The organism is Paenibacillus sp. FSL R7-0297, from assembly GCF_038009025.1.
Taxonomy (GTDB): domain Bacteria; phylum Bacillota; class Bacilli; order Paenibacillales; family Paenibacillaceae; genus Paenibacillus_AQ.
The window spans coordinates 4,877,059-4,903,408 of the sequence record NZ_JBBPAQ010000001.1 but is presented as its reverse complement, the minus strand read 5'-3'; the positions used below and the strand labels follow the sequence as shown (position 1 = coordinate 4,903,408).

The 26,350-nt window shown below is 48.6% G+C and carries 28 protein-coding genes and 2 pseudogenes; 23 read left to right on the top strand and 7 right to left on the bottom strand.

The window, feature by feature from the left end; translation table 11 throughout:
• Nucleotides 1–170 precede the first annotated feature (170 nt).
• Genes MKZ24_RS21395 through MKZ24_RS21385 form a run of 3 tightly spaced genes read left to right on the top strand, consistent with a single transcriptional unit; the run spans nt 171 to nt 2,653 of the window.
• On the top strand, nt 171–878 hold the full coding sequence (locus MKZ24_RS21395) for a response regulator transcription factor (protein WP_042236412.1): 708 nt from the start codon (nt 171–173) through the stop codon (nt 876–878).
• Nucleotides 856–2,277 carry a sensor histidine kinase gene (locus MKZ24_RS21390; protein WP_042236414.1) on the top strand — a complete coding sequence of 474 codons (1,422 nt, stop codon included), beginning with the start codon at nt 856–858 and terminating at the stop codon, nt 2,275–2,277. Before MKZ24_RS21395 ends, MKZ24_RS21390 begins: the two co-directional genes overlap by 23 nt.
• Before the next feature lie 22 nt (nt 2,278–2,299).
• Nucleotides 2,300–2,653 carry an Asp23/Gls24 family envelope stress response protein gene (locus MKZ24_RS21385; RefSeq protein ID WP_340786198.1) on the top strand — a complete coding sequence of 118 codons (354 nt, stop codon included), beginning with the start codon at nt 2,300–2,302 and terminating at the stop codon, nt 2,651–2,653.
• On the opposite strand, the gene MKZ24_RS21380 is transcribed toward MKZ24_RS21385, so the two are convergent.
• A complete protein-coding gene (locus MKZ24_RS21380; protein WP_340786196.1) occupies nt 2,648–3,514 on the bottom strand; it encodes a MurR/RpiR family transcriptional regulator in 867 nt (288 codons plus the stop codon). The genes MKZ24_RS21385 and MKZ24_RS21380 overlap by 6 nt on opposite strands.
• Before the next feature lie 181 nt (nt 3,515–3,695).
• Here MKZ24_RS21380 and MKZ24_RS21375 point away from each other — a divergent pair, with 181 nt between their 5' ends.
• The 8 genes from MKZ24_RS21375 (at nt 3,696) to MKZ24_RS21340 (ending at nt 11,191) form a co-directional block, all read left to right on the top strand.
• Nucleotides 3,696–4,712, top strand: coding sequence for a Gfo/Idh/MocA family oxidoreductase (locus MKZ24_RS21375; protein WP_340790201.1), 1,017 nt, complete (start codon nt 3,696–3,698; stop codon nt 4,710–4,712).
• Nucleotides 4,713–5,702 (top strand): Gfo/Idh/MocA family protein, encoded by a 990-nt coding sequence (locus MKZ24_RS21370; protein ID WP_340786194.1) that lies wholly within the window; start codon nt 4,713–4,715, stop codon nt 5,700–5,702.
• A gap of 383 nt (nt 5,703–6,085) precedes the next feature.
• Nucleotides 6,086–7,165, top strand: coding sequence for a hypothetical protein (locus MKZ24_RS21365; RefSeq protein WP_340786192.1), 1,080 nt, complete (start codon nt 6,086–6,088; stop codon nt 7,163–7,165).
• Nucleotides 7,166–7,657: 492 nt separating this feature from the next.
• Nucleotides 7,658–8,002, top strand: coding sequence for a YojF family protein (locus MKZ24_RS21360; RefSeq protein WP_340786189.1), 345 nt, complete (start codon nt 7,658–7,660; stop codon nt 8,000–8,002).
• Between the two features lie 38 nt (nt 8,003–8,040).
• Nucleotides 8,041–8,748, top strand: coding sequence for a bacillithiol biosynthesis deacetylase BshB2 (bshB2, locus tag MKZ24_RS21355; RefSeq protein WP_340790200.1), 708 nt, complete (start codon nt 8,041–8,043; stop codon nt 8,746–8,748).
• Between the two features lie 109 nt (nt 8,749–8,857).
• Nucleotides 8,858–9,400, top strand: coding sequence for a GNAT family N-acetyltransferase (locus tag MKZ24_RS21350; protein WP_340786184.1), 543 nt, complete (start codon nt 8,858–8,860; stop codon nt 9,398–9,400).
• Nucleotides 9,401–9,451: 51 nt separating this feature from the next.
• On the top strand, nt 9,452–9,760 hold the full coding sequence (locus MKZ24_RS21345) for a hypothetical protein (protein ID WP_340786182.1): 309 nt from the start codon (nt 9,452–9,454) through the stop codon (nt 9,758–9,760).
• 99 nt (nt 9,761–9,859) lie between these two features.
• Complete coding sequence (locus MKZ24_RS21340; RefSeq protein WP_340786179.1) at nt 9,860–11,191, top strand: serine hydrolase domain-containing protein; 1,332 nt, start codon at nt 9,860–9,862, stop codon at nt 11,189–11,191.
• 81 nt (nt 11,192–11,272) lie between these two features.
• On the opposite strand, the gene MKZ24_RS21335 is transcribed toward MKZ24_RS21340, so the two are convergent.
• Nucleotides 11,273–12,652, bottom strand: a complete 1,380-nt coding sequence (locus tag MKZ24_RS21335) for an MFS transporter (protein WP_340786177.1) — start codon at nt 12,650–12,652, stop codon at nt 11,273–11,275.
• A 113-nt stretch (nt 12,653–12,765) separates the two neighbouring features.
• On the opposite strand from MKZ24_RS21335, the gene MKZ24_RS21330 reads away from it, so the two are divergent.
• The 5 genes from MKZ24_RS21330 to MKZ24_RS21310 all read left to right on the top strand — a co-directional run bounded on the left by MKZ24_RS21330 (nt 12,766) and on the right by MKZ24_RS21310 (nt 17,054).
• Entirely contained in the window at nt 12,766–13,647 is an 882-nt protein-coding gene (locus tag MKZ24_RS21330) for a LysR family transcriptional regulator (RefSeq protein ID WP_340786174.1), read from the top strand.
• A 15-nt stretch (nt 13,648–13,662) separates the two neighbouring features.
• Nucleotides 13,663–14,334: a bacillithiol biosynthesis deacetylase BshB2 gene (gene bshB2 / locus MKZ24_RS21325; RefSeq protein WP_340786171.1), complete on the top strand. Its 672-nt coding sequence runs from the start codon at nt 13,663–13,665 to the stop codon at nt 14,332–14,334.
• A 53-nt stretch (nt 14,335–14,387) separates the two neighbouring features.
• Entirely contained in the window at nt 14,388–14,861 is a 474-nt protein-coding gene (locus MKZ24_RS21320; RefSeq protein ID WP_039291759.1) for a MarR family transcriptional regulator, read from the top strand.
• A gap of 207 nt (nt 14,862–15,068) precedes the next feature.
• The gene (locus tag MKZ24_RS21315) at nt 15,069–16,304 is read left to right on the top strand and encodes an MFS transporter (RefSeq protein WP_340786165.1); all 1,236 of its coding nucleotides are present in this window, start codon (nt 15,069–15,071) and stop codon (nt 16,302–16,304) included.
• Between the two features lie 141 nt (nt 16,305–16,445).
• Nucleotides 16,446–17,054, top strand: a complete 609-nt coding sequence (locus MKZ24_RS21310; RefSeq protein WP_340786163.1) for a sugar O-acetyltransferase — start codon at nt 16,446–16,448, stop codon at nt 17,052–17,054.
• Here the strand turns inward: MKZ24_RS21310 and MKZ24_RS21305 are convergent.
• A pseudogene (locus MKZ24_RS21305) lies at nt 17,051–17,137 on the bottom strand (LUD domain-containing protein); the annotation flags it as partial. The gene MKZ24_RS21310 and the pseudogene MKZ24_RS21305 overlap by 4 nt on opposite strands.
• Before the next feature lie 70 nt (nt 17,138–17,207).
• Nucleotides 17,208–17,630, bottom strand: coding sequence for a GNAT family N-acetyltransferase (locus MKZ24_RS21300; protein ID WP_340786160.1), 423 nt, complete (start codon nt 17,628–17,630; stop codon nt 17,208–17,210).
• Nucleotides 17,631–17,844: 214 nt separating this feature from the next.
• Here MKZ24_RS21300 and MKZ24_RS21295 point away from each other — a divergent pair, with 214 nt between their 5' ends.
• From MKZ24_RS21295 to MKZ24_RS21280, 4 genes are all read left to right on the top strand, one after another.
• On the top strand, nt 17,845–18,588 hold the full coding sequence (locus tag MKZ24_RS21295) for a metal ABC transporter ATP-binding protein (RefSeq protein WP_340790199.1): 744 nt from the start codon (nt 17,845–17,847) through the stop codon (nt 18,586–18,588).
• Nucleotides 18,581–19,423 (top strand): metal ABC transporter permease, encoded by an 843-nt coding sequence (locus MKZ24_RS21290; protein WP_171719534.1) that lies wholly within the window; start codon nt 18,581–18,583, stop codon nt 19,421–19,423. The genes MKZ24_RS21295 and MKZ24_RS21290 overlap by 8 nt, the downstream gene beginning before the upstream one ends.
• On the top strand, nt 19,420–20,343 hold the full coding sequence (locus MKZ24_RS21285; protein WP_340786154.1) for a metal ABC transporter substrate-binding protein: 924 nt from the start codon (nt 19,420–19,422) through the stop codon (nt 20,341–20,343). Before MKZ24_RS21290 ends, MKZ24_RS21285 begins: the two co-directional genes overlap by 4 nt.
• Before the next feature lie 150 nt (nt 20,344–20,493).
• Entirely contained in the window at nt 20,494–21,225 is a 732-nt protein-coding gene (locus tag MKZ24_RS21280; protein WP_445324170.1) for an SDR family NAD(P)-dependent oxidoreductase, read from the top strand.
• Between the two features lie 371 nt (nt 21,226–21,596).
• On the opposite strand, the pseudogene MKZ24_RS21270 reads toward MKZ24_RS21280, so the two are convergent.
• A pseudogene (locus tag MKZ24_RS21270) lies at nt 21,597–21,743 on the bottom strand (NADP-dependent oxidoreductase); the annotation flags it as partial.
• 158 nt (nt 21,744–21,901) lie between these two features.
• Between MKZ24_RS21270 and MKZ24_RS21265 the strand changes: the two are divergent.
• Nucleotides 21,902–22,327 (top strand): MaoC family dehydratase, encoded by a 426-nt coding sequence (locus MKZ24_RS21265; protein WP_340786147.1) that lies wholly within the window; start codon nt 21,902–21,904, stop codon nt 22,325–22,327.
• A gap of 6 nt (nt 22,328–22,333) precedes the next feature.
• On the opposite strand, the gene MKZ24_RS21260 is transcribed toward MKZ24_RS21265, so the two are convergent.
• Nucleotides 22,334–22,606, bottom strand: a complete 273-nt coding sequence (locus tag MKZ24_RS21260; RefSeq protein WP_340786144.1) for an alpha/beta fold hydrolase — start codon at nt 22,604–22,606, stop codon at nt 22,334–22,336.
• 76 nt (nt 22,607–22,682) lie between these two features.
• The gene (locus MKZ24_RS21255; protein ID WP_340786141.1) at nt 22,683–23,339 is read right to left on the bottom strand and encodes an epoxide hydrolase family protein; all 657 of its coding nucleotides are present in this window, start codon (nt 23,337–23,339) and stop codon (nt 22,683–22,685) included.
• A gap of 215 nt (nt 23,340–23,554) precedes the next feature.
• On the opposite strand from MKZ24_RS21255, the gene MKZ24_RS21250 reads away from it, so the two are divergent.
• Together MKZ24_RS21250 and MKZ24_RS21245 are read left to right on the top strand one after the other, a co-directional pair.
• Entirely contained in the window at nt 23,555–25,810 is a 2,256-nt protein-coding gene (locus MKZ24_RS21250) for an excinuclease ABC subunit UvrA (RefSeq protein ID WP_340786138.1), read from the top strand.
• Nucleotides 25,811–25,972: 162 nt separating this feature from the next.
• The gene (locus MKZ24_RS21245) at nt 25,973–26,347 is read left to right on the top strand and encodes a BlaI/MecI/CopY family transcriptional regulator (RefSeq protein WP_340786134.1); all 375 of its coding nucleotides are present in this window, start codon (nt 25,973–25,975) and stop codon (nt 26,345–26,347) included.
• The last annotated feature ends 3 nt before the right edge of the window (nt 26,348–26,350 follow it).

Genomic DNA, 26,350 nt, shown 5'->3' with positions numbered 1-26,350 from the left:
TTAATGGCTGCTCCAGGCTGTTCTTTTTGTCTTATTCGGGATATCATTTCTTAAGAAAAGCAGCATTAATCTTTAGCTATTCTTTAGATTTGGTTTAGACTGGATTAAGAATGGCAGGCTATAGTTACAGTTAGCGCAGCTTGCACAACTAGATAGAGGGGGATTTCACCATGTATACCATTCTCATAGCTGATGATGAATCGGAGATTGTAGAGCTTCTGCAGCTGTATCTTGAGAAGGAATACAACATTCTGCAAGCACAGAACGGAATCGAGGCGCTGAAGCAGATGCAGAATAACAAGATAGATCTGGCTATTCTCGATATTATGATGCCGGGGATGGACGGGCTGCAGCTGCTGAAGCGGATTCGTGAGCATGAGCATTTCCCGGTGCTGTTCCTGTCAGCCAAGAGCCAGCATCATGATAAAATCTTAGGTCTTGAGCTGGGAGCAGACGATTATATCTCGAAGCCCTTCAATCCGCTGGAGATCGTTGCCCGTGTCGGGGCTCTGCTGCGGCGGGTGCATCAGTTCGATGCCAAGGCTATAGAAGAAGAACAGACGAAAGAACAGATTGTGCTCGGACGGTTAACGCTTGACCGGAGCAGCTGTCAGGTTGAGGTATCCGGCGAACCGGTAGCGCTGACTTCTACCGAATACAAAATCCTCGAACTGCTGATGGAGCAGCCGGGCCGGGTATTTACGCGCAAGAAGATTTATGAGGCCGTCTGGGAAGACTTCTATGTCTATGAGGACAACAGCATTATGGTGCATATCAGCAATATCCGCGATAAGATCGAGCGTGATTCCAAGAAACCGGAATACCTGAAGACGATCAGGGGATTGGGGTACAAAATTGAAGCACCCGTGGAAAAGTAGAGATAACCGCCCGCTGCAAACGTCGCTGACGATCGACTTTCTGCTGTTCAACTGTATGCTGGTGATGCTTGTACTGGTGGTCTATCTGTTCATCCAGAAGGATATCACCCACGTCATCATGGAGAAACTGATCCCCGATCCGGATCTGTCGGTCGAAGCCGGAGATTACCGTAACGAGCTGGGCCAGGGACCGGAGAGCGACCGGTTGCTGCAAAGCGGAGGGTGGCTGGAGCTGCTCGATTCGGGCAAGCAGGTTATCCGCGTTATTGGAGATAAGCAGGATCAGACTATGGGCTATGATGAGAACAGTCTGTTCCAGGGGCTGGAGAACCGCAGCGATCAGCCCTATTACTACTCCATTTCTCAAGTGGATAGTGACAGCGGAGTGGCTTGGCTGCTGCTCAAGATTCCCCGCCATGTGGTCAGCGTATCCATTAACAACGAAATGCTGATGGCCTATCTGAACCATTCGGTGTTCTTTTATGTGTTTGTGGTCAGCGGTCTGATTCTAATGCTGATTTTTGTATATAGCTACTGGGTCTCCAGAAGGATCAAGAAGCCGCTGCGGGTTCTAAATCTGGGGATGAACCGTATGATGGAAGGGCACTACAATACACGGATTGCCCTCTATGCGGAGACGGAATTTCTGCGGATTGGCAATAGCTTCAACTATATGGCGGATGTCATTGAGCGGACTACGGAGGAGAAGCGGCAGGCCGAGAAGAGCAAGCAGCGGCTGATGGTCGATCTGTCACATGATCTGAAGACACCGATTACCAGTATTCAGGGTTATGCACAGGCGCTGATCGAAGGACGGGTTACGGACCCTGAACGGCAGACCAAATACCTGAATTATATTTATACCAAATCCGTACAGGTGACGAAGCTGATTCAGCATATGCTGGACCTGCTCAAGCTGGAATCACCGGACTTCATTCTTCGCGTGGAGCGGCTGGAGCTGGGGGATCAGCTGCGGGAGATTATCGCCGATACCTACGGTGAAATTGAGCAAAAAGAGTTCGAGCTGCAGCTGCAGGTGCCTGAAGAACAGGTGTATGCCCATTATGATCCGGAGCTGTTCGCAAGCGTGATCAACAATCTGATCTCCAATGCGCTTGCCTATAATCCTGAAGGGACACGCATCCGTGTGACGGTTATTCCGGAGGATACAGATGTCCGGATCGAGATTGCTGATAATGGAGTGGGCATTCCCAAGGAGCTCTGGTCCACGATCTTTGATCCGTTTGTACGGGGAGATGAAGCCCGGACGACAGCAAGCGGGGGGACAGGTCTAGGGTTATCCATAGCCAAGAAGAACGTTGAGAAGATGGGCGGTTCTCTGATCCTGGAGAGCCGGGAAGGGGAGCCGACGGTGTTCATGATCCGGATTCCCAGATAAATAACTTTCAGGAGGAATAATAATGAAGCAGGATACGTTCAAGGGGCTCGTGGAGATTTCTGACCGGGTGATTTCAAGTATAATCCGCTATGCAGTTACCGAAACACCGGGCATTGCCGGAATGTCCGGCAACCCGGTCAGCGGGAATCTGGCCCGGCGCCTAAGCGGTAAGATTGGCACCAATGGATTATCAGTGGATGTTACGGATGAAGCCGTGGCGATTCAGCTGGATATCATTATTAACTACGGATACAAGATTCCTGAGGTATGCCAGATTCTTAAAGATAACGTCCATCAGGCTGTTGAGCATATGCTGGGTCTGACTCCGCCAATCGTGAATATTAAGGTTGATAAGCTCGCTTTTCCCAACTTATAGCTCTGTTTTCACGTCATCGGTGTAGAAATCCTTCACGACCTGCCGGGCAGCCAGTTTATTCTTCGAGTAGTTAATTCTATAGATGCAGGAATAGATGACATTTAGGACATATTCAAAGGCAATCTGCGAGGAAAAGGTGCCGATCTTGGCATGCTTCACTTCATCCTCAGGCACTTGGATACACAGTGTGCTGAGCTTGGCCAATTCCGTACCATGAGCAGCGGTGATGGTGATAAAGGGAATGCTGTTGCGCGTGAAGTACTTTGCCGCCTGCAAATTATTTGCCGATAACCCGTGATAGGTTAAGAAAATGGCACAGTCCTGCTGCGTAAGATTAACCGTATGATATTCCCACTCCGACAGCTCCGTCGCAATCACGGCGTATTTATTGATTTTGATTAATTTATTCTGGAAGCTCTTCGCCCGGATCTCGGAATCGCCCAGCGCATAGATGAAGATCTTGCCGGACCGGTCCAGAATTTCTGCGGCCTTAGCAAGCTGGGCGTCCTCCAGGAAGGCAAAATTCTTCTCAATGGTTGCCTTCATTACTTCCGCAATTTCTTTGGCTACCTGGATGGGAGTTTCACCATGCTCAAACGGATAGTTAACATCCACATTAGAAATGCTATGGACATCCATTTGGAACTCCCGGGCCAGCTTTAGAATGAATTCCTTATAGCCCGCAAGTCCGAGTTTATGCGTCAGGCGGTTAATCGCCGAATGCGAGGTATAGGTAGCTTTGGCGAGCTCCTGTATGGACATCGGCAGTATACTTTCCTTATGGGTCAGGATATGCGCAGCAATGCTTCGTTCGTTGGGGGTAAAATGGTTCATTTCCTTTAATTGCAGCAGCAGCTTCATGACTAAGGCTCACCTCAAGAATTGAATTTCTAAGCTATAACAGACCCGGCTCTGAACATAATGTTCAAGGATTTATACCGGTAATTACATATGAACGGATAATTGTACCGTTATGCCTGCTAAGTCTTCACGGCGGGTCTTTTTTTTCTATAATTAATGAAAGAGAAGAGGAGGAATTATGATGTTAACACTCGGCTATATCGGCAACGGCAAAAGCACCAACCGCTACCACCTTCCATTTTCCATGAACCGCGATCACTTAAAGGTCAAGACGATCTATGCCCGTACGCTTACGAAAGCGGAATGGCCCAGAGTGCCCGGGATTGAATACACGGACGATCTTGAATCCATAATGAACGACCCGGAGATCCGGCTGATTGTAGTGTGCACCAACACCGATTCCCACTATCATTATGCCAGAATGGCGCTGGATCACGGCAAGCATGTTTTGGTGGAGAAGCCTTTTATGCTGACGGAAGAAGAAGCAGTCTCTATCTTTCAGTATGCCAAAGAGCGGAATCTTGTCATTCAGTGCTACCAGAACAGACGTTATGACTCAGATTTCCTCACCGCACAGCAGGTTATAGAATCCGGTAAGCTTGGAGATCTGCTGGAAGTGGAAATGCACTTTGATTACTATCGTCCCGAGGTTCCGGCTTCAACTCCATTCTCTGTGTACTACAGTTACTTGTATGGACATGGATGTCATACCATTGATCAGGTGCTGTCATACTTCGGCAAACCGGATACCATTCATTACGACGTCCGCCAATTGCTGGGACCGCAGCAGATGAACGATTACTTCGATCTGGATTTCTTCTACCCTTCGCTAAAAGTATCGGTTAAATCCAGCTACTTCCGGCTCAAAGAGCGGCCAAGCTTCGTACTTTATGGTAAAAAAGGTGTGTTCGTCAAGCAGACGAAGGACCGTCAGGAGGAGCATCTAAAGTTATTTCACCTGCCTGAGGGTCACAGTGACTTCGGTATTGACCTGCCGGAGCATTATGGTATTCTAACGTATCTCGATGATGAGGGCAAGTACCATGAAGAGAAGGTCTCCTCAGCCAAAGGCGATTATGCCAGGGTGTATGACGGGATCTATGATGCCATCGTCCTCGGCACGGATAAATTGATTAAGGATGAAGAGACCATAGGCGTTATGCAGATTCTGGAGCAGGGAATGAAGGGGTGCCGCTAAATGAACCTAGGAATAGCCGGAGCCGGAATGATTGTCAAGGATCTGCTCAGCTTCATCGGAGAGATTCCGGGAATATCACTGACAGCCGTGTTCGCCAGACCCGGCAGGGAAGGCGCTCTGCAGGAGCTGCAGGACCAGTACGGGATAGCCAAGCTCTATACTGATTACAGCGCTATGCTTCAGGATACAGACGTGGATACCATCTATGTAGCACTGCCGAATCATCTGCATTATGCCTTCACGAAGGAGGCGCTGCTTAGCGGCAAGCATGTCATCTGCGAGAAGCCGTTCACGTCTAATCTGGCGGAGTTTCTGGAGCTGAAAGAGATCGCTGAACACAGGGAGCTTATCCTGGTTGAAGCCATCTCGAATCAATATTTGAACAATGTTACGGCGGTGAAGGAGCAGCTGGCTGGTCTCGGTTCCATTAAAATGGTGACGTGCAATTATTCGCAGTATTCTTCCCGTTATGATGCTTTCAAACGCGGTGAGATACTGCCTGCATTCAATCCGGAGATGTCCGGCGGCGCCTTGATGGACATTAATATCTACAATATCCATCTGGTTGTCGGCTTCTTCGGAAGTCCACAGTACGTGGAATACCGGGCGAACATGGAACGGGGAATCGATACGTCGGGGATGCTGCTGCTGGACTATGGAGATTTCAAATGCGTCTGCATTGGTGCCAAAGACAGCTCAGCTCCAGGTGCAGTGAACATTCAGGGGACGGAAGGGTACATTCAGATCAATGGTTCTGCCAGTGGATGCGACTCCTACGATTATGTCCTTAACCGGGAGAAGCCCGTCCGCGTGGATCACAAGGATCACCCCCACCGGATGTATGACGAATTCCTTCACTTCGAACGATTCATCCGAGAGCAAGACAGAAAGACGGCCGCGGAAATGCTCGCACACAGTGAGCGGGTGATGCGGGTTATTGAGCAGGCGAAGGCCAGCGCCGGGCTTGTATTTGGATCAGACCGCGGATAATAAAGAGTAGGGCTTCTTCCGGTTGGGGGGGAAGCTCTGTTCTTTTGTTTATCTTTTCAGAGGAATGTCACCGGAAATCTCATCAGCAGAGAACTCTTCAAGGCAGAGTGTAATGGAGAAGTGGATTCAACTAACGAAGCAGATAAAACAGCAGGTACCCCGGAATACGTTCCACAGGTGCCAGCTGTTTTATGGCTGTAGACAACAATTTTGGATTTGCGCCGATATTACGAGGGAAATGTTGTATTCTGTGCTACAGAAAGTTGATGAATCAAGGAACAAGCAGGAAATAATTAACTTATTGTCGAATTATCTGATTTGAGCTAATCCAGCGTACAGCCAGGGGCAGCTTATATCCATTGGGGGAAGGAACTAGAACAACTATGAAAAAGATTGTATTACTGCTCACTACACTGTTGCTCATGATCGGACTGGGGTATCCGGGAGGCACCGGACAGGCAGCGGCAGCCGCAGCATCGAAGTACACGGAGATTTCCACATTTGTGGACGGGACACTTATGATCTCGGCATCCAAGTCTGTACTCGTCAATGGTTCGGCTTATGTCCCTGTGAAGCTGCTGAATCAGATTCCCGGCTTTACCGTTGCTACCGCAGCCTCTGTTGTGACAATCACCGGAAGTAAGGGAAGCGCGAAGTTGAACAAGGACAATTCCATACTGTATAAAAACTCCAACTATGTCGCGTTCAAAACACTGCTTAAGCTTGGAGCCATAGACGGCAAGTATGCCACCAGCTCGTATACACTGTTCATCTGGAGTACGGAAGAAGGCAAAATAAAGAGCAACAGTATGCTCTACGCCATCAGCAAGCTTCCAGGAACAATGGGCCAGGCTGTGGGCAAGAAGGTCTATCTATATGCACATCCCGGCAGCCACTGGGTGACCGATGTTCAATACGCGGATGATACTAATACTTCTACTTTCACCATGCTGAGCGAAGCTGGAATAACCTGGACGCTAGATCTGGACGACAGTGAGACCGACACGTTGTACACGGAAGAGAATCTCTTTGCTTTCAAAGAGAATTTCAACGGTGATTCGGCATGGGCTGTAAATGCAAAGATTCCGGAAAGTCCTTTTAAGAACATGGAGAAGGTTACGGTCAAAGATTTCCGTTCCAGTCCCGGTGATGGCGGTTTAGAGGTACAGATCCGCCGGGCGAACGGTCAGGAAATCTATATCAGTCTAGACACGACCGTTAACCCTGTTGATTACCTTAAGGAGCTATTCTACTTTAAGAATCCTAGAACAGCTTATCCCAGCAGTGATGCCGTATGGGCTGCTATCCGCGATGAGCGGATCATTACCGACATGACGTTTGAACAGGTCTATCTGTCATGGGGAGAGCCCGACAGCTATAACGAAGATTTGGGATATATCGTATACGGCCATCAATATCTGTATTTCGTTAATAACAAGCTGAAATATTATTATGAACTGTAGATGATTGTGCCTAAGTCATTTGTAAATGGTACTTCACTGAAAAAGCCTCACCGTTGAGGCTTTTTCTTTTGGAATACAATACTAAGAATTCTGCAGGGACTGGTTAATTTTAAATTTCAACCTTTGTTCATACCCATGAATATAGTTGAGGCCTGAGTGAGTTAACTCACCTGAATTAGCATAACCGGCTTCGTGAATATGGGTCAGGGTAATATTGAAATCTCTTTCGTTCATCCCTATTTGATTGAAGCGGGGTTCCTTCTCTTCTTCAAGCAACTTCAGAATCTGATATACCGGGTCCGTACGTAGCAATTCATTCAGCTTCCTTCCTGTAAGCAATATGGCTTTAGCATATGCACAAGGAGGGATGTTGGTGACAGTGATTACAAGGACTATTTCGTTTCATGCTCAATAATTTTCTTGTATAATGAATTCACTGGCTCTGGACAAGCTATTGAAAATATTCATAATCGTACACTGTAGGAGGACAATATGCAGCTAATTCACCCCAAAGACATCCAAACTCAAATCGACCGTTTCACCGGTCAGGATCTTTATATACACCTGGAGCTCACAACAGGCGCTTACGCGAGTCACATTGACAGTTCGCGTCCGCCGGGATCGGCGTTCATCAGTAATGCACTTATCCGCTACACGCACGGTTCGATTTCGGGAACGGGTCCTTACCGGGTTGGCCTGAAGACAGAGCAGGGCTGGATTTATGCGGAAGGACTTACCCATGTGGATGAGAACGAAACCGAGCGGCTGATCCTGGCCGGACATGATAGTCAAGGCAAGCTGATTGTGGCGCTGCAGCTTAGCCGGAACCCTTTTTAATGCAAATGGAGGATCAAGCAACCGTGAATAGCAGACCTATGGACAATAAGAAGATCTTAGTTGTATTTCCCCATCCCGATGATGAGGCGTACTTTGTATCCGGAACCTTGGCTAGGTACATTGAAGAAGGTGCTGAGGTTACTTATGCTTGTCTGACACTCGGCGAGATGGGCCGCAACATGGGGGTTCCGTTAATCGCGAACCGGGTTACCCTGCCTGTGATCCGTAAGGAGGAGCTCGCTGCGTCCTGTCAGGCAATAGGTATTCAAGACTTAAGAATGCTCGGCTTCCATGATAAAATGATCGAGTTCGAAGACCCGAATCTGCTGGACAGTCAGATTATGAAGCTGATTCAGGAACTGGCTCCGTCGCTCGTCATTACCTTTTATCCGGGGTACAGCGTTCATCCTGATCATGATGCCACCGGAGCTGCTGTTATTCGCACCATTGCCCGGTTACCTCTGACAGAAAGGCCAGTTGTACATTGCTCCGCTTTCTCTAACAATCATGAGAAGATGATCGGTAAGGCAGATGTAAATATAGATGTGACCTCATTCCTCGCTGTGAAGATTAAGTCTATTCTATCGCATAGCTCCCAGTTCCAGGAGGACAAGCTTCTTGGCGGCCGTGAAATAACAGATGCTGTAATCCGCAGCAAGTTCGGCACCGAACGCTTCTGGACCTACCAGTTCGGGGATATCATTGCAGCAAAACCGAGAGGAGAAATGCTGTGTGCGCAGACATAAGTGCTAAGTACAGAGAACAATGCTCCGGTACCAAGCTGGACTATATTGCAGCTACTCTCGAAGATGCAATGAATTATGTGATGAATTTAGCTCGATAGGAGTGTTACAGATGACGGAACAACAAGTGTACGTCCGGTTCCCTGAGGATACAGATGCCGGTGAGCTTACAGCGATGTACAAGCGCAACCGGGAGTTTTTTGAGAAACATTCGCCTGATGTTCCTGATGAGTTCTATACAGAAGAATACCAGCGCGACAAGATTGCACAGTATAAGGAAGACAGGGCAGAGGACGAAAGATACGATTTCCTGGTATGTCATAAGGCAGATGACCGGATTATCGGCACCGTAGGGTTGTCTTTTGTTGTGCGGGGACCGCTGCAGAGCTGCATGATCGGGTACAGCCTGGATAAGGATTATAACGGAAAAGGCTACATGACGGAAGCTGTGAAGCAAGTAGTACACTATGCCTTCGAGGAGCTGAAGTTCCACCGGATCACAGGGGAAGCTTCCCCCGCAAATCCCGGATCAATCCGTGTCCTGGAGAATGCCGGGTTCCACAAGGAAGGAATTGCCCAGCGCAACGTGAAAATCAGGGGAGTATGGGAGGATCATCAGATTCTGGCGATTCTCAATCCGTCAGATCTTATCTAACAGAAGCAATGCAGTCATAGCATTCATATTCTTAATTTCGGAGGTTCATTAATGAGTCAGCGTTTGCGTATCACCCGTTCGATGCAGGAAGGTAATGCAGAGCAAGCCATTACTTTGGAAGAGTGCACACAGTATTTTGCAGACAAACCCGATTTCTCGTACTCACACGTCTTAACCGTAAAAGGACCCGAGAGCACGATGTCCATTGAAGGTGAATTTTTCATGTGGAGCTATGAGGGGATGGAATTCCCTTTCCGGTTGTACATGGGGGATTTGTACGTAGCCCTTTCAACAGAAGCCATCGTTCCTGTAATGCTTGAGGTTGCCACCGCCCTGCGGGCTGACGTGGTTGAAGGGTAGCTGAGGGAAAGTTCAGGTTAATCTGTTTATTACACATTAAGTAACACCTGGTGATGTTATATTTGTCCAATGAGTATGGCACATTTAGGGGGCAATGGAATGAATATCTATCGGACGATCGAAAGTGCGTTGCACGCGATGTTAAGCGATTTTGTTGAGAATGGACCGTTTACGGGATTAGCTATAGGCATTGTTAAAGATAACGAGGTTATCTTCACAGGTGAGTATGGAGCAGCCAATGTGGCGACAGGTGAGCCAGTGGATAGCAGCACTTTATTTCATCAAGCCTCCGTCTCCAAAACATTCGTAGTTACAGCGGTTATGCGACTGGTGGAACGTGGACAGGTAGAGCTGGATTCGCCCGTCAAGAACTATCTTCCTTATTTCAAAATGGAGGATGAACGTTATCTTCAGATTACTGTAGGGCAGCTGCTCAACCATACCTCCGGCATGCCGGATGAAGAGGATTATGCCTGGGACCGGCCTGAATACGATGAAGAGAGTCTCGAACGGTACGTGAAAAGCGTCAGCCGTCACAAGCTGCTGAGCGAACCCGGCACTCAATTTGCTTATAGTAATATCGCTTATGAGATTCTGGGGGATTTGATCGCCAAGGTCAGTGGGCTGAGCTTTGAGCAGTATATGTATGAGCATATTCTTGAACCGGCGGGGATGACATCCAGTTCATTTCTGAAGCAGGAGGTGGAAGCGGCTCTAGCTGCTCCTCATGTGCTGAGGAATTCAACAGGGTACGGCCCCGGCGTAAGTGAGGTGTTTCCATACAACAGGGCGCATGCTCCCAGTTCCACGCTGTATACCAACGCCCAAGATATGAGCCAATATATGCTGATGCAGCTGGGTCAGGGGAAGGCTAAGGACCGGTATAACGCTTTACAGCCCGGCAGCTATGATCAGATGTGGAATCCTACTATGGCTACAGGCTGGGACCCTGAACATGGGCATGTCGGGCTGGGCTGGTTCCTGGGTGAGTATAAGGGCTCCCGGATTCTCTCGCATTCCGGATGGGATACCGGCTTTCTGAGTGACCTGATTCTGTTCCCGGATGATCATATCGGCATCTCTATAATGACCAACTGTGACTATGTATGGCTGGGCAGCGTAACCTACCCAATCCTTGATCTGCTGCTGGGTTCAGATATTAGTCAGCTCAAGCAGTCGATGGCACATCGCGTTGCCAAGGTTGCTGTAACCAATGGAGTCGATAAGGCACTTGATGAATACCAGCGTATCAATAGTTTGGAGCAAGATAAATATTATTATGTTGATTTTGAATTTGTGCGCGTCTCCGATACTTTAAGCTGGAGGGGCCACCGTGAAGAAGCTATCCGCGTTCTTACCTGTGCCGCCGCAATCTTCCCTGATAGTGAATCTGTTTCAGGAAGACTAAAGGGGCTTATGGCAGAAGCCTAGACGTTTGCAGATACTTAATATGAACTTATCAAGGCTCCTCCGACAGTGACAAGGACTGCGGAGGAGCCTTTTTATAAGATTCTATAGTTGCTGCACTGAATCCATACGCCGCCAGCCCATGTACACCAGAGACAGAGCAACAACGGTGAGGATGATCCCCAATACCCGGAATCCTTCGAAGCTGAACTGATTACCCATCACGATGCCGATCAGCAACGAAGAGAGGATGGTCCCGAAGTATCTGGACGTACTGAATAATCCGGAGGATACGCCGATGATGTCTTTGGGAGAACTATTGAACAAGGCGGCTTGCATCGCGACATTGTTCAGTCCGTTACTGATTCCGAAGGCCGCCAGAGCCAGGCATATGCTGATCACCGGGGATGACGGATTCAACATCACGATCCATACTGACCCGACTGTCATAAGGATTGCGGATACTACCATGGCGGGCCTTGGACCGGACACATCGATCCATTTTCCTGCCAGCGGAGAGACAACCAGTGAGCATAAACCCAGACTTAACATAAGAATTCCCGTGTGGAACTCGCTGACATGACGAACCAGCTGCAGGTAGGACGGCAAGCCGAAAAAGACAGAATAAAACAGAAGATTAACCAGCATGAACTGGAGATTGACCCAAGTCAGCGCCGGATAGCTCGCGAAAGTCCGCAGCGGAATAAAGGGCGACTTGGCGCTGAGCTCATGCCGCACGAAGAATACAAGGAGAACGAGTCCGGCAAGTCCGGCTATACCATTGAATAAAGAGACATGTCCGGAGGATTTGGCAGACAGCAGTTGAGCTAGCAGGGCAACCAGACCTACAGAGAATAGCAGAATACCAGTTACATCCATACGGTTCATCCATTGGCGTACAGACAGCTTATTGGCAGCGGCCGCCAGCGGCTGGTCCTTCGGAATAGTCCTCCAGGCTAACACAAAGCTTGCCGTCACAAAGGGAACATTGATGAAGAAGATGGATGACCAGCCCCATAAGTGAATCAGTACCCCTCCGATAAAAGGTCCAATGGCTGCGGCTCCCGAGGTGAACATCGACAGAACAGACAGCGCGGTTGCTTGCTTCTCCGTAATATGCACCCGCACAATAGCCATTCCTACCGCAACCACCATACTCGTTCCAATGGATTGTACAATCCGGAATACGATCAGCCACCCGAAGCCCGGGGCCAAAGGAGCTAATATTGAAGCAACGAAGACGATAACCAGCCCGGTAAGAAAGATGGTCCTGCGTCCGAATAGATCACTGGCTTTGCCCATGACAGGTTGAGCAACCGCGCTGGCAATATAGAATGAGAAGATAATCCAGGAAACTACGGTGTAATCAAGCTGGAACTGATGCTGTAATCGTGGTATAGCCACAGAAACCATTGAAGAGTTGAGCGGGTTTAGCAGGATTCCCAGCCCGACGGATATCATTAACCACCAGCTGCGGGTATTCATTGTAATTTCCCCCTATCATTGCGTTAGGGATATCGTACTTGAAATGGGTTATTTACTCCAACGCATTTTATGTTATGATTTCATAGACTTGAGGGAATGAATGGAGGCGGGATATGGAACTTCTTCAATTGCAATATTTCATCGCAGTGGCCCGTTTAGAGCATATGACCGAGGCTGCACTTACGTTGCATGTGACTCAGTCCTCGCTCAGCAAGACCATTCAGCGCCTGGAAGAGGATCTTGGGGTTCCCTTGTTTGACCGGACCGGGAGGAAGCTGCGCTTAAATGAGTCCGGCAGCAGATTCCTTCAGCGTGCGGAGAAGGCCTTGTTTGAATTGGAGCAGGGGAGGCAGGAGCTTAGAGATCTGTCCAGCCTGGAGCCGGATACACTTGAATTAGCCGTCACCACCGCAAGCACATTGCCTAATATTCTCCGGGAATTCCGCAAAAAGCTGCCGGCTGTCCATTTTCACGTACAAATGCTGTCCATGCAGGAGATGATTACCCTTCTTCGAAGGGGAGAGGTCGATTTCTGCTTGTCTTCACCTCCGGTATGGGGAGAAGATATGGAGTGTCAAATCGTCTGCACCGACCCTATCTATGTTGCCGTTCCAGCGGGGCACCGTTTGGCAGGCCGCCAGAGCTTATCGCTAATAGAGCTCAAGGATGAATGGTTTGCCGGTGTCACAAGAGGCTACGGGATTCGTGATTTGGTGGACTCCGTATGCCAATCCGCAGGATTTACCCCACAGTATGTGTATGAAGGGGATGAACCGGCAAGGCTCGTCGCCCTGGTGGAAGCCGGAATCGGCTTAGCCTTCATACCCGGCACGGCCAAGAATGCCCAGGATAATATAGTGTTGATCCCTGTTGAGGATCAGGGACTGGTCAGGGAAATCGCCTTGTTATGGCTTAAAAGCCGCTACATTTCACAGGCTGGACGGATATTCCGTGACGTTGTTATTGAATATTTTAATGGAAACAATGAAGAATGAAGGAGGCTGTGACCCATGGATACGAATCAAAATGAGCATAAGCGCGTTCTAGTTGTATTTCCGCATCCCGATGATGAAGCCTTTGCTGCTGCAGGAACCCTGGCGAAGTACATAGACAGCGGTTCGAAGGTGACCTATGCCTGTCTGACCTTAGGAGAGATGGGACGGAACATGGGAATCCCGCCATTCGCGAATCGGGTGACTTTGCCGGAGATCCGCAAGGAAGAATTGATAGCCTCCTGCCGTGCGATTGGCATACAAGATTTAAGGATGCTTGGTTTCCACGATAAAATGATTGAATTCGAAGACCCGCAGCTGCTGGATAATACACTGCTGGCACTTCTCGAGGAATTGACCCCATCGCTCGTAATTACTTTCTATCCCGGTTATAGTGTCCATCCCGATCACGATGCCACCGGAGCCGCTGTCATCCGGGCGTTCAGCAGGCTCCCGGCTGCGCAGCGGCCAATAGTGCACTGCATTGCGTTCTCCAGCAACCATGAGCAGATGATCGGCCCGGCGGATGTGAACGTAGACGTAGCTGCATTCCTAGCGAAGAAAATGGCCTCGATTCAGTCCCACCGTTCGCAATATCAAGCGGCGGAGCTTGTGGGAAGCCGGGAGCTGACCGCGGAGGAGATTCAAATCCGCTTCGGACGGGAATCCTTTTGGACCTACCGGGTATAAGTGCTACAATAAAATTATAATGTTAATGCACTAAGGCGTCGGGAGGGCAGGCCATGAACAAAGAAGAACAGGTCCTGATGAATTTCAGGGATTTATTTAACAAGCTGAGCTGGCTGAATAAATCCAAGATGGAAGAGAGTCTTAAGGGGTACAAGCCCTCTGAGGTACATTGCATCGAATATATCGGGCAAAATGCGGATTCCAACGTGACCATACTTGCGGAGCATTTTTATATGACTAGAAGTGCCATAAGTAAAATAACCAAGAAGCTCATGGAAAAGGGCTATATCGAAAGCTACCAGAAGCCGGATAATAAGAAAGAAATCTATTTCAGGCTTACGAAGCAAGGGGAAGCGGTCAGCAAAGTCCATGAGGAGCTGCATCAGGAGTTCCGCGAGCGGGATAAAGCTGTATTCGAGCAGGTAACCGAGGAGCAATATGACAACATGCTTGGCTTCATTGAGAAGTATAGCAGGCATTTGGATACAGAAATCACAAAACTCGGTGCAGATTTGAAATCGGAATGAATTGAATACTGATAATGAAACCTCAGGCAGCCGGACTCTTTCGAGAACGGTTGTCTTTTTATTGCATAGAAAGCTGCGGGTGAAGCGGACTGAGGGGCGCCCCTGGAGATTTTGATATTGCATTTTTTGTTGACGAGGAAACAAAAATGCAGTAGGATGATTATGTTTCCTAGGAAACATAATCATGACGTTTGAAGGGAGAAGTACATGTTCAAATCCAGATCACACCCTATACAGAACACAGAACAAACCGTAGACAGACATGCTTTAATCTTCGGTCTCATCTCTGTATTTCTGTGCGGAATAGGCTTCAGCATCATCGCACCTGTCGTACCATTCTTAGTGCAGCCTTATACCAGCAGTCCGGGAGAACAAGCGATAATGGTTACACTGCTGACCTCCGTTTATGCTTTTTGCGTGTTTTTTGCGGCTCCGGTGCTTGGAGCACTAAGCGACAAATACGGCCGCCGTCCGTTGCTCTTACTATGCCTGTTAGGTTCTGCAATCGGGTACTTTATCTTTGGCTTAGGAGGAGCTCTATGGGTACTGTTCGCCGGACGGATCATAGAAGGTATAACAGGCGGGAGCATCAGCACGATTTTTGCCTATTTTGCAGACATTATTCCTCCGGAGCAGAGAACGAAGTACTTTGGCTGGGTGAGTGCGGTAGTAGGTGCAGGCACCATCATTGGCCCAAGTGTAGGCGGATTACTTGCCAAGTTTGGCTATGCTGTGCCGATGTATTTTGGAGCGGTTGTTACTTTGTTGAATGTTGTATATGGACTTGTGTTCATGCCGGAGAGCCTGGACAAGAATAACAGACTGCAAGAGATTACCTTGGTAAGACTGAATCCATTCTCACAGCTGGCCAGTCTGCTCTCCATGAAGAATCTAAACAGACTGCTTATCTCAGCGTTCCTGCTATGGATACCCAATGGATCCCTGCAGGCTGTGTTCTCACAATTTACAATGGATACCTTCAGCTGGAAGCCGGCAATCATCGGACTGATGTTCTCCATTATGGGCTTCCAGGATATCCTGTCACAGGGCTTCATTATGCCCAAGCTTCTGAAGAAATTAAATGATAAACAGATAGCCATTCTGGGAATGGTCTCGGAGATTATAGGCTATGGGTTCATTGCCGTTTCGTCTCTCTTTACGTTCTATCCGCTTTTCATTGCTGGAATGTTCATCTTCGGCTTTGGTGATTCGATCTTTGGACCTTCGTTCAACGGGATGCTCTCCAAGTCTGCCGATTCGAGCGAACAAGGGAGGATTCAAGGCGGCAGCCAATCGATTCAGGCGTTGGCCAGGATGATCGGGCCTCTCATTGGGGGGCAAATCTATGTATCGCTTGGACATGCCGCGCCCGCTGTTATGGGGATGATCCTAATCGCAGCGGCTATACCGGTTCTATACAAGAGAACGCATGTGACAGTGTAAAATGTCTTGCAGCCCCGCCGATTGGCGGGGCTGCTTGTTCTTCCCATATAATTATGGTATAACTTATTACAAGAGTTTTAATAAGATGTGATTGAGGTGCATTTTGGCTGATAACTCTACAAGAAAAGGCAGGAACAATCATTGAACCAGAAAGAAAGAATGCTTGCAGGTCTCCCATATAAAGCTTGGCTGGATGGATTAACGGAAGAAAGAACAGCAGCCAGACTGAAGGTCCATCAGTTCAATCTGCTCCGTCCCGATGAAGAAGAGGAGAGAGCAGCGCTGATCCGGAAGATTATCGGCAAGACAGGAGAGGTAGTTCATATCGAAGCGCCCTTCCACTGTGACTATGGGACAAATATCTCCGTAGGGAATAATTTCTATGCTAATTTCAACTGTACTATTCTTGATGTCGGCAGAGTCGTCATCGGTGATAATGTCATGTTTGCTCCGAATGTATCGCTCTATACCGCAGGACATCCCATCCATCCGGATTCCAGAAATTCAGGATATGAGTACGGTATTGCTATAACGATCGGCAATAATGTCTGGATAGGCGGCAATGTTATAGTGAATCCCGGTGTAACCATAGGTAACAATGTAGTGATCGGAGCTGGCAGCGTGGTGACCAAGGATATTCCCGATAACGTCATAGCAGTAGGCAGCCCATGCAGAATTATCCGTGAGATCACAGAGGAAGACCGTAAATATTATTATAAGGATAGAGAATTTGATGTTACGGATTACTAAATAAGCACATAGGTAGCTCTCAGCGGTCCATGCACACCCACTACGAGTTTCATTTCGATATCGGCGGAATTGGAGGAACGGGTAAAGAAATGAACTCATATTCTACTCAGATAAAAGAAATGCTCCCAGGCAGTGTGGGAGCATTTTTGCGTGCTATTCGAGAATTTTCTTCAAATAATATTTCGTTTGGCCTTCCTGGGGACAATCATGGATCTCACCGAAAATCTCGTACCCCTGCTTCTGATAAAAGCGCGGAGCCTGCCAGCTCATGGTGGTTAATTCACTCACTTTACAGCCGCGCAACCGGGCTCTGTCTTCCAGCTCCTTAAGCAGTCTTCCGCCTAGCCCGTTGCCTCTATAGGCGGGATCGACGGCCAGCAGATGAACATTTAGAATCTTCCAGACCATATCTCCGGTAATACCTCCAACATATGTATCTCCTTCATAAGCTGCCAGCGAGAGGATTTCGCGCTCATAGGGCGGGATAGTATCATCCATCCGCCTGCTGTGCTCCTCCAGTAATCCCGATATTTCCTGATTGTTCTGCTCCAGGTTCAAATCTGCGATTCTCAACATGCAACCACCCTTTCTGCTGAAATTGTAACACAAATTTAAATTATTATTGACAATTTGCCTGCAGTTAAATATATTGTTCATAAGAATAAATGTTTCCCTAAGGAAACTATTATGTATTCACAACTTATTGTTTCATTCAGGAAACAATAAGTATTCAGACTCATAATTTCATCAGATTTCAGACAGCTATTAGCAGATAAGGAGTTAGCATATGATCGAGATTAAAGACCTAAACGTTGATTATTTCGGCAGTTCAGCACTGGAGAATGTGAATCTCGAGATCCCTTTGGGGCATACGGTGGGTATCATCGGACCGAATGGCGCAGGGAAATCAACACTGATTAAGGCATTATTAGAAGTGATTAAGAAGAGAACTGGCTCGGTCAGGGTTGAGGGAAGGGATATTTCGGAGTACAAACGGAAGATTGCCTATGTGCCGCAAAAAAACGATATTGATCTCACGTTTCCGATCACGGTGAAGGATACAGTGTTGACTGGAACGTACCCGAACCTGAGAATCTTCCAGCGCCCCGGCAAAAAAGAACGGGAACGGGCCGAGGAATGTATGGCGATGGTGGATATAAGCGATCTTGCGAATAAACAAATCAGCAATTTATCCGGCGGACAGCTGCAAAGGGTCTTTATTGCCAGGGCACTCGCCCAGGGGGCAAACGTCTTTTTCCTGGATGAACCGTTTGTCGGGATCGACATGGTCAGTGAGAAGATTATCGTGAATCTGCTTAAGCATCTTCGCGAAGAGGGCAAAACCATTCTCGTTGTTCACCATGATCTGCATGAGGTGGAAGAGTATTTTGACAAAATTATTATCCTGAATAAAAAACTGATCGCCTTTGGAGATGTGAAAGATACCTTCACTACCGAGAATATCCGCGCGGCCTATGGTGCCTCCTTGGGCAATGTGATCATCAAAGGGGCAGGAGGGGCCGAACATGATTAATGTTATGTCAGATTTGTTCAACATCCCGGTCTACGCGCTTAACGCCGGCTTATCCGCCATCATCCTGGGCATTGTATCGGGAGCGCTGGGCAGCTTCATTGTTCTCCGGAAGATGTCGCTGATGGGCGATGCTTTATCTCATGCTGTACTGCCTGGTGTAGCGTTGTCCTACATACTGGGGATCAACATCCTGCTGGGCGCATCCCTGTTTGGCCTGTTAGCCGCCATCCTCATTCAATTCATTACAAGCCGCAGTACGATCAAAAGCGACACCTCCATCGGCATTATACTCAGTTCATTTTTCGCCCTGGGGATAGTTCTTATTACTTTTGCCAAAAGCGGTCTGGATCTGACTCATATTCTGTTCGGGAATATCCTCGCCGTTCCGCAGTCTGAGTTAACGCAATCTTTCATCATCATGCTCGTTGTGATTGCCATTATTGTATTGCTGTATAAAGAGCTGCTGATCAGTTCGTTCGATCCGGTAGTAGCCAAGGCTTATGGTTTAAAAACAGGCTTCTACCATTATCTGCTGATGATGCTGCTGTCTGTAGTTACGGTATCCTCGTTATCGCAAGTGGGGATTGTGCTGGTCATTGCAATGCTGGTAATCCCGGCAGCCACCTCCTATTTATGGACCCACACGCTGATCCACATGATTGTATTAGCCTCTGCGGTGGGTGCGGTATCGGGAATTGTAGGTGTGTATCTCAGTTTTGGCTTTAATCTCCCGACAAGTGCCACGATAGTACTGGTGGGTGTGAGCCTGTTCGCAGTCTCCTTCATACTGTCACCCAAAAATAATTTCTTAAGGAAAGGGCTGAAGCAAGGATGAAACAACTCAAATGGCTATCCTCTATCGTTCTGATCTCACTGCTCGCTGCTTGTTCTAACGCTAATGAGGGGGAAGCGGGTGAGGATAAGCTGCAGATTGTTGCCACGTACTCCATCATCGCGGATATGACCGAGAATATTGTCGGGGACAAAGCTGAAGTATACAGTATGGTTCCCATCGGAACGGACCCGCATATGTACGATCCATTACCCGCAGATACGGGCAAGGTGTCCAGCGCAGATTTGATTTTCTATAACGGCCTGAATCTGGAGACGGGAAAAGGATGGTTCCAGGACCTGCTGAAGGTCACGAACAAGAACGAGGTTGCCTTTGCTGTCTCTGATGAAGTGACCCCGATGTATCTGACTGAGAAAGGCAAGGAAACGCAAGTGGACCCCCATGCCTGGCTGGATATCCAGAATTCCATTAAGTATGTGGATGTGATCACCAAACGTGTAATTGAACAGGACCCGGACAACAAGGAGTATTATCTTAACAATCAGACAGCCTACGTGAAGGAACTGAATGAGCTGGACCAATACGCCAAAGAGGAAGTAAATAAGATCCCGCAGGAACAACGGATTCTTGTTACCAGCGAAGGGGCTTTTAAGTACTTCTCGAAGGCTTACGGCTTCGAATCGGCGTTCATCTGGGAGATTAATACGGACAGCCAAGGGACGCCGGAGCAAATGAAACGGATCATCAGTATTATTGAAGAGAATCAGGTGCCAGCGTTATTCCTGGAGACGAGCGTGAATCCCAAGACGATGGAAACCATCTCTAATGAGACAGGAGTTCCTATACATTCTAAGATCTTCACTGATTCTTTAGCTAAAAAAGGGGAAGACGGCGACACCTACATTAAGATGATTCAATGGAATATTGACAAGGTCATCGAAGGACTGTCACCTGATAAATGAAGGTAAATGTACATGAAGAGTGTCCAAAAGGCGAAATCCGCTTCTTGGAACACTCTTTTTTTGTTTTTATGGATATGCCACGCCTAGTCTCGTATAATCAACGGGTGTACAGCATTTCACTTAAGAGAAATTGGACAGGAGGTGAGCCTGTTGGAGAATCGATGGGCTATAGTTACGGGGGCCGACCGGGGCGTTGGACTGAGTCTGGTTAAGGCACTACTGGAGCAGGGGTATCATGTGTTTGCCGGGCAGTATCTGCAGGAGACCAATGAAGCTTTGGAACAGCTGAAGGCAAGCTATGAAGAGCAGCTGCAGGTGCTGAACCTGGATATAAGCAACGCAAAAAGTGTACAACAAGCGGTCGAGGCTATTGCAGCTTGCACGGACCGGGTGGATATACTGATTAACAACGGGGCGATCCTGGGAGATATGAGCAAGACGATTCAGGATACGCTGGATTTTGGTGAAATGGAGCAGGTCTTCCGGGTGAACACGCTAGGCTCGCTGCGGATGTCGAATAGCTTAATTGATTCTATTCTCCGGAGTGACAGCAAGCTGATCGTCAACATTTCATCAGAAGCTGGCAGTATTGGAACCTGCTGGCGCACCAGCTGGTACGCTTACTGCATGTCCAAGGCGGCGCTTAATATGCAGTCTCAGTTAATTCAGAATCAGATAGCGGCGCAGGGCGGCAAGGTAATGGTTGTCCATCCCGGGCATGTCCAGACTTATATGCAAGGGAAGCTGGATACAACCGGGAGCCTCACCGCTGATGAATCAGCCGGGTCTATTCTGCAACGAATGGAGAATCGCCTGAAGCCGGATTACGGGCAGCAAGAGCTCACTCTGATTGACTATGCGGGTACTACGCTGCCTTGGTAAGGGGTGATTGTTGTATGAAATGCAGCAATTCTCCAATGCACCCTGCTATCAGCCAATCAAAGTTGTGATCCGTACAACTTTGATTGGCTGATTCAGTCTAAAGTGCGGTTTATTATAGAAGAAACTTGCCTGAAGTTTCTAAAGCCATTTGCCGTAAGCTTGGCTTCACATTTATGGGCGAATGTGATTTTGAATATCCTTTAGGTACGATGATCCGGTGTAACGACTGGAGATTAGCCCGGACCAGGAAGTTAATTTTCAATAGAATTTTCGTTGAAATAGCATGGAGAGATGATTATTTCTGTTTTCTCCCCAGCATAGCTGTATCCAGAACCCTATCTACAGGTGCGGATATTCTTGTCACGTAGTCCGGTTGCTGTCGTAATTACATAAGCGCCAGAATGCTTGGCTAATTGAATGGCTTCATGTCCAACACCACCAGCACCTCCATGAATGAGAACACGCTGACCTGGCTGAAGCTTGCCGTGCTCAAAAAGTGCCTGCCAGGCCGTCAAGGCTACCGTAAGCGCAGCAGCGGCTTCAGTGATGGCCGAACAGATATGGGCATTATTAGACCGGACGATGATTAGTTTGCCCCTGTCTAACCAAAATTCCGGATCTGTGATATAATCCTACTCTAAAATAACTGAGCAAAATTACTTCAAGAGGTGCAATCATGCGGTTTCATGAATTTTATATCGGACAAGTGTTTAGAACCCAATCTCAGCGCATAACCAAGGAGGATATCATCAGATTTGCCGGCGAATTTGATCCGCAATATATGCATCTGGATGAAGAGAAGGCAGCACAAGGCCGATTCAACGGAATCATTGCTTCAGGAATACAGACCTTGGCTGTGTCGTTTAAGCTGTGGGTGGAGACAGGCAGCTATGGGGATGAGGTTATTGCCGGAACTGCGATGAACAACATTAAATTCATACGCCCCGTCTATCCGGGTGATGAATTGTATACCATGGTTGAAGTGACCGGGGTAGAAGAGAAGCGGAATGGAACAGGCCTGGTTACGGTGTTATTATCAACGTTCACCAGCTCAGACGATCAGGTTTTTGAGGGCGAGCTGTCTGTGCTGGTGAAGCAGTGAAATCTTTTATCCTCTTAATGCTCTGAAGAATTCACGGATGTCTTCCGCCAGAGGCGCGGGATCTTCCATAGCTGTGAAATGTCCGCCGCTGGGCATGGTTGTCCAGCGGGTAATATTCAGATTGCGGTCAGCCCATTCCCGGGGAGGCAAGGCGATATCTCCCGGGAAAATAGCTATTCCGGTGGGCACCTCAATACGCCCGAGAGGCGGCAGTGAATGCGTGTTCTCGTAATAGATATCCGCAGTTGAACCTGCTGTATTGGTAACCCAATAGATCATAATATTCGTAAGCAGTTCATCCTCGCTAAAGCTGTTCCTTAGGTCACCCTTGCAATCACTCCATGCATGGAATTTCTCAATAAGCTGCCAATCCCACAGGTGAGTCGTTCAGTCCGTAAGCAAGCGTCTGTGATTTCATCGATTGAATCGACATGTACCCGCCCTCATCAGCTATCCATTGCGAAGTATTCTTGATATACAGGAGCTCTACTTCAGTAAGCCCTGACTTATCCTGCACAGCCAGGAGATTCCGGATGATACCGATATCGGTAAGATGTATGCCGTTCAGAAGCTCAGGATGGTTGAATGCCAGATACCGTGTAACACCAGAGCCGACATCCCCGCCTGCCGCAGCGAATTTCGCGTAGCCCAGCTGTTCAGTCATTAGTCTGGCCCACAGCTCAGCAACATAGGCATTATTTACACCAGCGCGTTTCAGGCCATTTGAGAAGCCGAAGCCGGGTACGGAAGGGACAATGACATCGAAGGAATCCTCGGGATTCCCTCCATAACGGGCAGGGTCCGAAAGCATAGGGATAATTTTCTCGTATCGCACAAAGCTGTCCGGCCATCCGTGTGTAAGAATAATCGGCTGCGGGTTAGGACCTTTGCCCCGCTCGTGCACGAAATGCACATCCATTCCATCGATGGTACAGCGAAAATGTGACAAGCGGTTCACCTCGGCTTCTCTGGCGCGCCAATCAAACTGCTCCCGCCAATACGCAATGAGCAACCACAAATAACCCTGATCCGAACCCCGTTCCCAGTCAGAACCCTCATTTTATACCGTTCAATAGATATCAGACTCTCTCTCCTTTAGTGTAACAGCTACAGCAACAATATAACTATCATATATCTTCTTAAAATCATGGGGCAAAGATGTAAACAAAAGCTAAAGACAATAGAAACAAAACAAACAAAACGATCTCGTCTGGAGGAATACTAAGCATGAACGAAATGAATCAGGAGTATATCGTGATATCTGGTGCAAGGGAGAACAACCTTAAGAACGTGTCCTTGCGGATCCCGAAACGGAAAATCACCATCTTCACCGGAGTATCCGGCTCAGGCAAGTCATCTATCGTCTTCGATACGATCGCTGCTGAATCGACGCGGCTGCTCAATGAGAACTTCAGCATGTTCGTGCGAACCTTCCTTCCGCGTTATCCGCAGCCGGATACAGACGGGATCGAGAACCTGAGCATGGCTGTTATCGTAGATCAGAAGCGGCTGGGCGGCGGTTCTCATTCCACGATGGGCACAATCACTGACATCTCGCCAATTCTCCGTCTGCTGTACTCCAGAGTGGGTCAGCCTCATGTAGGCGGAGTGAACATGTTCTCGTTCAACGATCCGCAGGGGATGTGTCCCGAATGTAACGGGATCGGCCGCAAGCTCGGTGTCGATATGAGCCGGGCAGTAGACATGTCGAAATCGTTGAATGATGGAGCCCTTATGCTGCCGGACTATTCGGTCGGCGGCTGGGATTGGAACATGATTGTGCAGGCCGGTGACTTCGATCTGGACAAGAAGCTGAGCGAATATTCAGAGGCGGAGCTGGAACAGCTGCTGCACGGCAAGGCCAGGAAAGTGAAGATGGATTTTGCCGGGAAGGCAACCAACATTACGGTAGAAGGTGTTATAGAGAAGTTTACGGGCAAGTACATCAAGCAGGATGTGAAGACCAAATCTGAGCGTACGCAAAAAATGGTTGCCCCGTTCATCACCGAAGGCACCTGCTCCAGCTGCCACGGGGCAAGACTTAGCCAGGCTGCGCTCAGCTGCCGGATCAATGGAAGGAACATTGCGGAGCTGTCCGCTATGGAAGTCGGTCAGCTCATCCGCACCATCCGGGAGATAGAGGAACCTGCCGCAGCTCCGGTCGTCAAGTCGCTGGCGGAGCGGCTGCAGCATCTGGTCGATATCGGGCTGGATTACCTGACGCTGGACCGTGAGACCGATACGCTGTCCGGCGGAGAATCACAGCGCGTCAAGATGGTGAAGCATCTAAGCGGCAGCCTGGTGGATGTGACCTACATCTTCGATGAGCCCAGCGTCGGGCTGCACCCGCGGGATGTCCACCGGCTAAATGAGCTGCTGGAGAAGCTCCGCGACAAAGGGAATACCGTTATTGTCGTTGAACATGATCCCGATGTCATCAAGCTTGCGGATCATATTGTCGATGTCGGGCCTCACGCCGGCAGCCGGGGCGGTAACATTGTCTATGAAGGATGCTTCCAGGGCTTGCTGGAGTCAGGTACACTGACAGGCACCCATATGAAGCGGCCGCTTCAGCTGAAGCAGGATTGCAGACCGTCTTCCGGCAGGCTGTCCATCCAGAATGCCTCTCTGCACAACCTGCAGAATGTAAGTGTGGATATTCCCACCGGAGTACTTACAGTGGTAACAGGTGTCGCAGGTTCTGGCAAAAGCACGCTGATTAATGACGTCTTTCTTAATCAGCATCCGGATACGATCGTTATTGACCAATCGGCGATTGGCGTCTCAACACGCTCCAATCCCGCTACCTACACGGGGATTATGGATGATGTCCGCAAGGCTTTTGCTGCGGCCAATAAGGTGAATCAAGGGCTGTTCAGCTTCAACTCCAAGGGGGCCTGCGAGAATTGCCAGGGACTTGGTGTCGTGTACACAGACCTTGGTTTCCTCGACAGCGTGAAGCTGCCCTGTGAAGTATGCGGAGGCAGACGGTTCAAGGAGGAAGTGCTTGCCTACAAGCTGAACGGCAAATCCATTGCCGAGGTGCTGGAGATGACTGTTGAACAAGCTCTTGAGTTCTTCCAGCTCAAAGAGGTGGTGCGCAAGCTTCAGGCTATGAGTGATGTGGGGCTGAACTATATTACACTTGGCCAGCCGCTCAGCACACTCTCGGGCGGAGAATGCCAGCGCATTAAGCTGGCCAGCGAGCTGCATAAGAAGGGCAGCATCTATGTGATGGATGAGCCGACGACTGGCCTGCATATGTCCGACATCGGGCACCTCCTGGAGATCATGAACCGGCTGGTGGATGCCGGCAATACGGTGATCGTCATCGAGCATAATCTCGATGTGATTAGCCAGGCAGACTGGATCATTGATATGGGACCGGACGGAGGCAGCAAAGGCGGTGAGGTCGTATTCGAGGGCACACCTTCGCAGATTGTTCTTGCGGAGCATTCAATTACGGGAAGATATTTGGCGTAATCGTCGTTTGAAATGCTGGAATCCGCATCTAATGCGGGTTCTTTTTTTTATAAAAGCAGAGCGTACATTTGACTATCCACTACAATATGTAGTAGATTAAAACTACTACGTAGTGTAGTAATAAACGTTATGGACGCATAACGAAGCTAAGAGGTGTTCACATTGAACAAAGTTTCAAAGTTATCGGATACGGAATTAGAGCTAATGGAAGCCATTTGGGCAGGTACACCCCCTGTAACATCGACTGAGCTGCTGAACAGGTTTGCGCAAAAGGGGAAGGACTGGAAAGCGCAGACCATATCCACCTTTCTGTCGCGGTTAGTGGATAAAGGGTTTCTGATTGCCACCAGGCACGGCCGGTTAAACAAATATGTTCCCGGGATTTCGCCTGAGCAGTATAAGCTGGTCGAAGCGCAGCATGTTCTGGACGGGTTGTATCAGGGCTCCGTTAAGAACCTGATCTCCGCTATGTATGACGGCGACAAGCTCTCGGACCAGGATATTGATGAGCTGAAGCAATGGTTCTCGGAAAAGTAGGTG

Bases quoted from the DNA above. Each gene is read 5' to 3' on its own strand.
- MKZ24_RS21395 (WP_042236412.1), top strand. From the start codon at position 171: ATGTATACCATTCTCATAGCTGATGATGAATCGGAGATTGTAGAGCTT.
- MKZ24_RS21385 (WP_340786198.1), top strand. From the start codon at position 2,300: ATGAAGCAGGATACGTTCAAGGGGCTCGTGGAGATTTCTGACCGGGTG.
- MKZ24_RS21380 (WP_340786196.1), bottom strand. From the start codon at position 3,514: ATGAAGCTGCTGCTGCAATTAAAGGAAATGAACCATTTTACCCCCAAC.
- MKZ24_RS21375 (WP_340790201.1), top strand. From the start codon at position 3,696: ATGTTAACACTCGGCTATATCGGCAACGGCAAAAGCACCAACCGCTAC.
- MKZ24_RS21370 (WP_340786194.1), top strand. From the start codon at position 4,713: ATGAACCTAGGAATAGCCGGAGCCGGAATGATTGTCAAGGATCTGCTC.
- MKZ24_RS21365 (WP_340786192.1), top strand. From the start codon at position 6,086: ATGAAAAAGATTGTATTACTGCTCACTACACTGTTGCTCATGATCGGA.
- MKZ24_RS21360 (WP_340786189.1), top strand. From the start codon at position 7,658: ATGCAGCTAATTCACCCCAAAGACATCCAAACTCAAATCGACCGTTTC.
- bshB2 (WP_340790200.1), top strand. From the start codon at position 8,041: ATGGACAATAAGAAGATCTTAGTTGTATTTCCCCATCCCGATGATGAG.
- MKZ24_RS21350 (WP_340786184.1), top strand. From the start codon at position 8,858: ATGACGGAACAACAAGTGTACGTCCGGTTCCCTGAGGATACAGATGCC.
- MKZ24_RS21345 (WP_340786182.1), top strand. From the start codon at position 9,452: ATGAGTCAGCGTTTGCGTATCACCCGTTCGATGCAGGAAGGTAATGCA.
- MKZ24_RS21340 (WP_340786179.1), top strand. From the start codon at position 9,860: ATGAATATCTATCGGACGATCGAAAGTGCGTTGCACGCGATGTTAAGC.
- MKZ24_RS21335 (WP_340786177.1), bottom strand. From the start codon at position 12,652: ATGAATACCCGCAGCTGGTGGTTAATGATATCCGTCGGGCTGGGAATC.
- MKZ24_RS21330 (WP_340786174.1), top strand. From the start codon at position 12,766: ATGGAACTTCTTCAATTGCAATATTTCATCGCAGTGGCCCGTTTAGAG.
- bshB2 (WP_340786171.1), top strand. From the start codon at position 13,663: ATGGATACGAATCAAAATGAGCATAAGCGCGTTCTAGTTGTATTTCCG.
- MKZ24_RS21320 (WP_039291759.1), top strand. From the start codon at position 14,388: ATGAACAAAGAAGAACAGGTCCTGATGAATTTCAGGGATTTATTTAAC.
- MKZ24_RS21315 (WP_340786165.1), top strand. From the start codon at position 15,069: ATGTTCAAATCCAGATCACACCCTATACAGAACACAGAACAAACCGTA.
- MKZ24_RS21300 (WP_340786160.1), bottom strand. From the start codon at position 17,630: ATGTTGAGAATCGCAGATTTGAACCTGGAGCAGAACAATCAGGAAATA.
- MKZ24_RS21290 (WP_171719534.1), top strand. From the start codon at position 18,581: ATGATTAATGTTATGTCAGATTTGTTCAACATCCCGGTCTACGCGCTT.
- MKZ24_RS21285 (WP_340786154.1), top strand. From the start codon at position 19,420: ATGAAACAACTCAAATGGCTATCCTCTATCGTTCTGATCTCACTGCTC.
- MKZ24_RS21265 (WP_340786147.1), top strand. From the start codon at position 21,902: ATGCGGTTTCATGAATTTTATATCGGACAAGTGTTTAGAACCCAATCT.
- MKZ24_RS21260 (WP_340786144.1), bottom strand. From the start codon at position 22,606: ATGATCTATTGGGTTACCAATACAGCAGGTTCAACTGCGGATATCTAT.
- MKZ24_RS21250 (WP_340786138.1), top strand. From the start codon at position 23,555: ATGAACGAAATGAATCAGGAGTATATCGTGATATCTGGTGCAAGGGAG.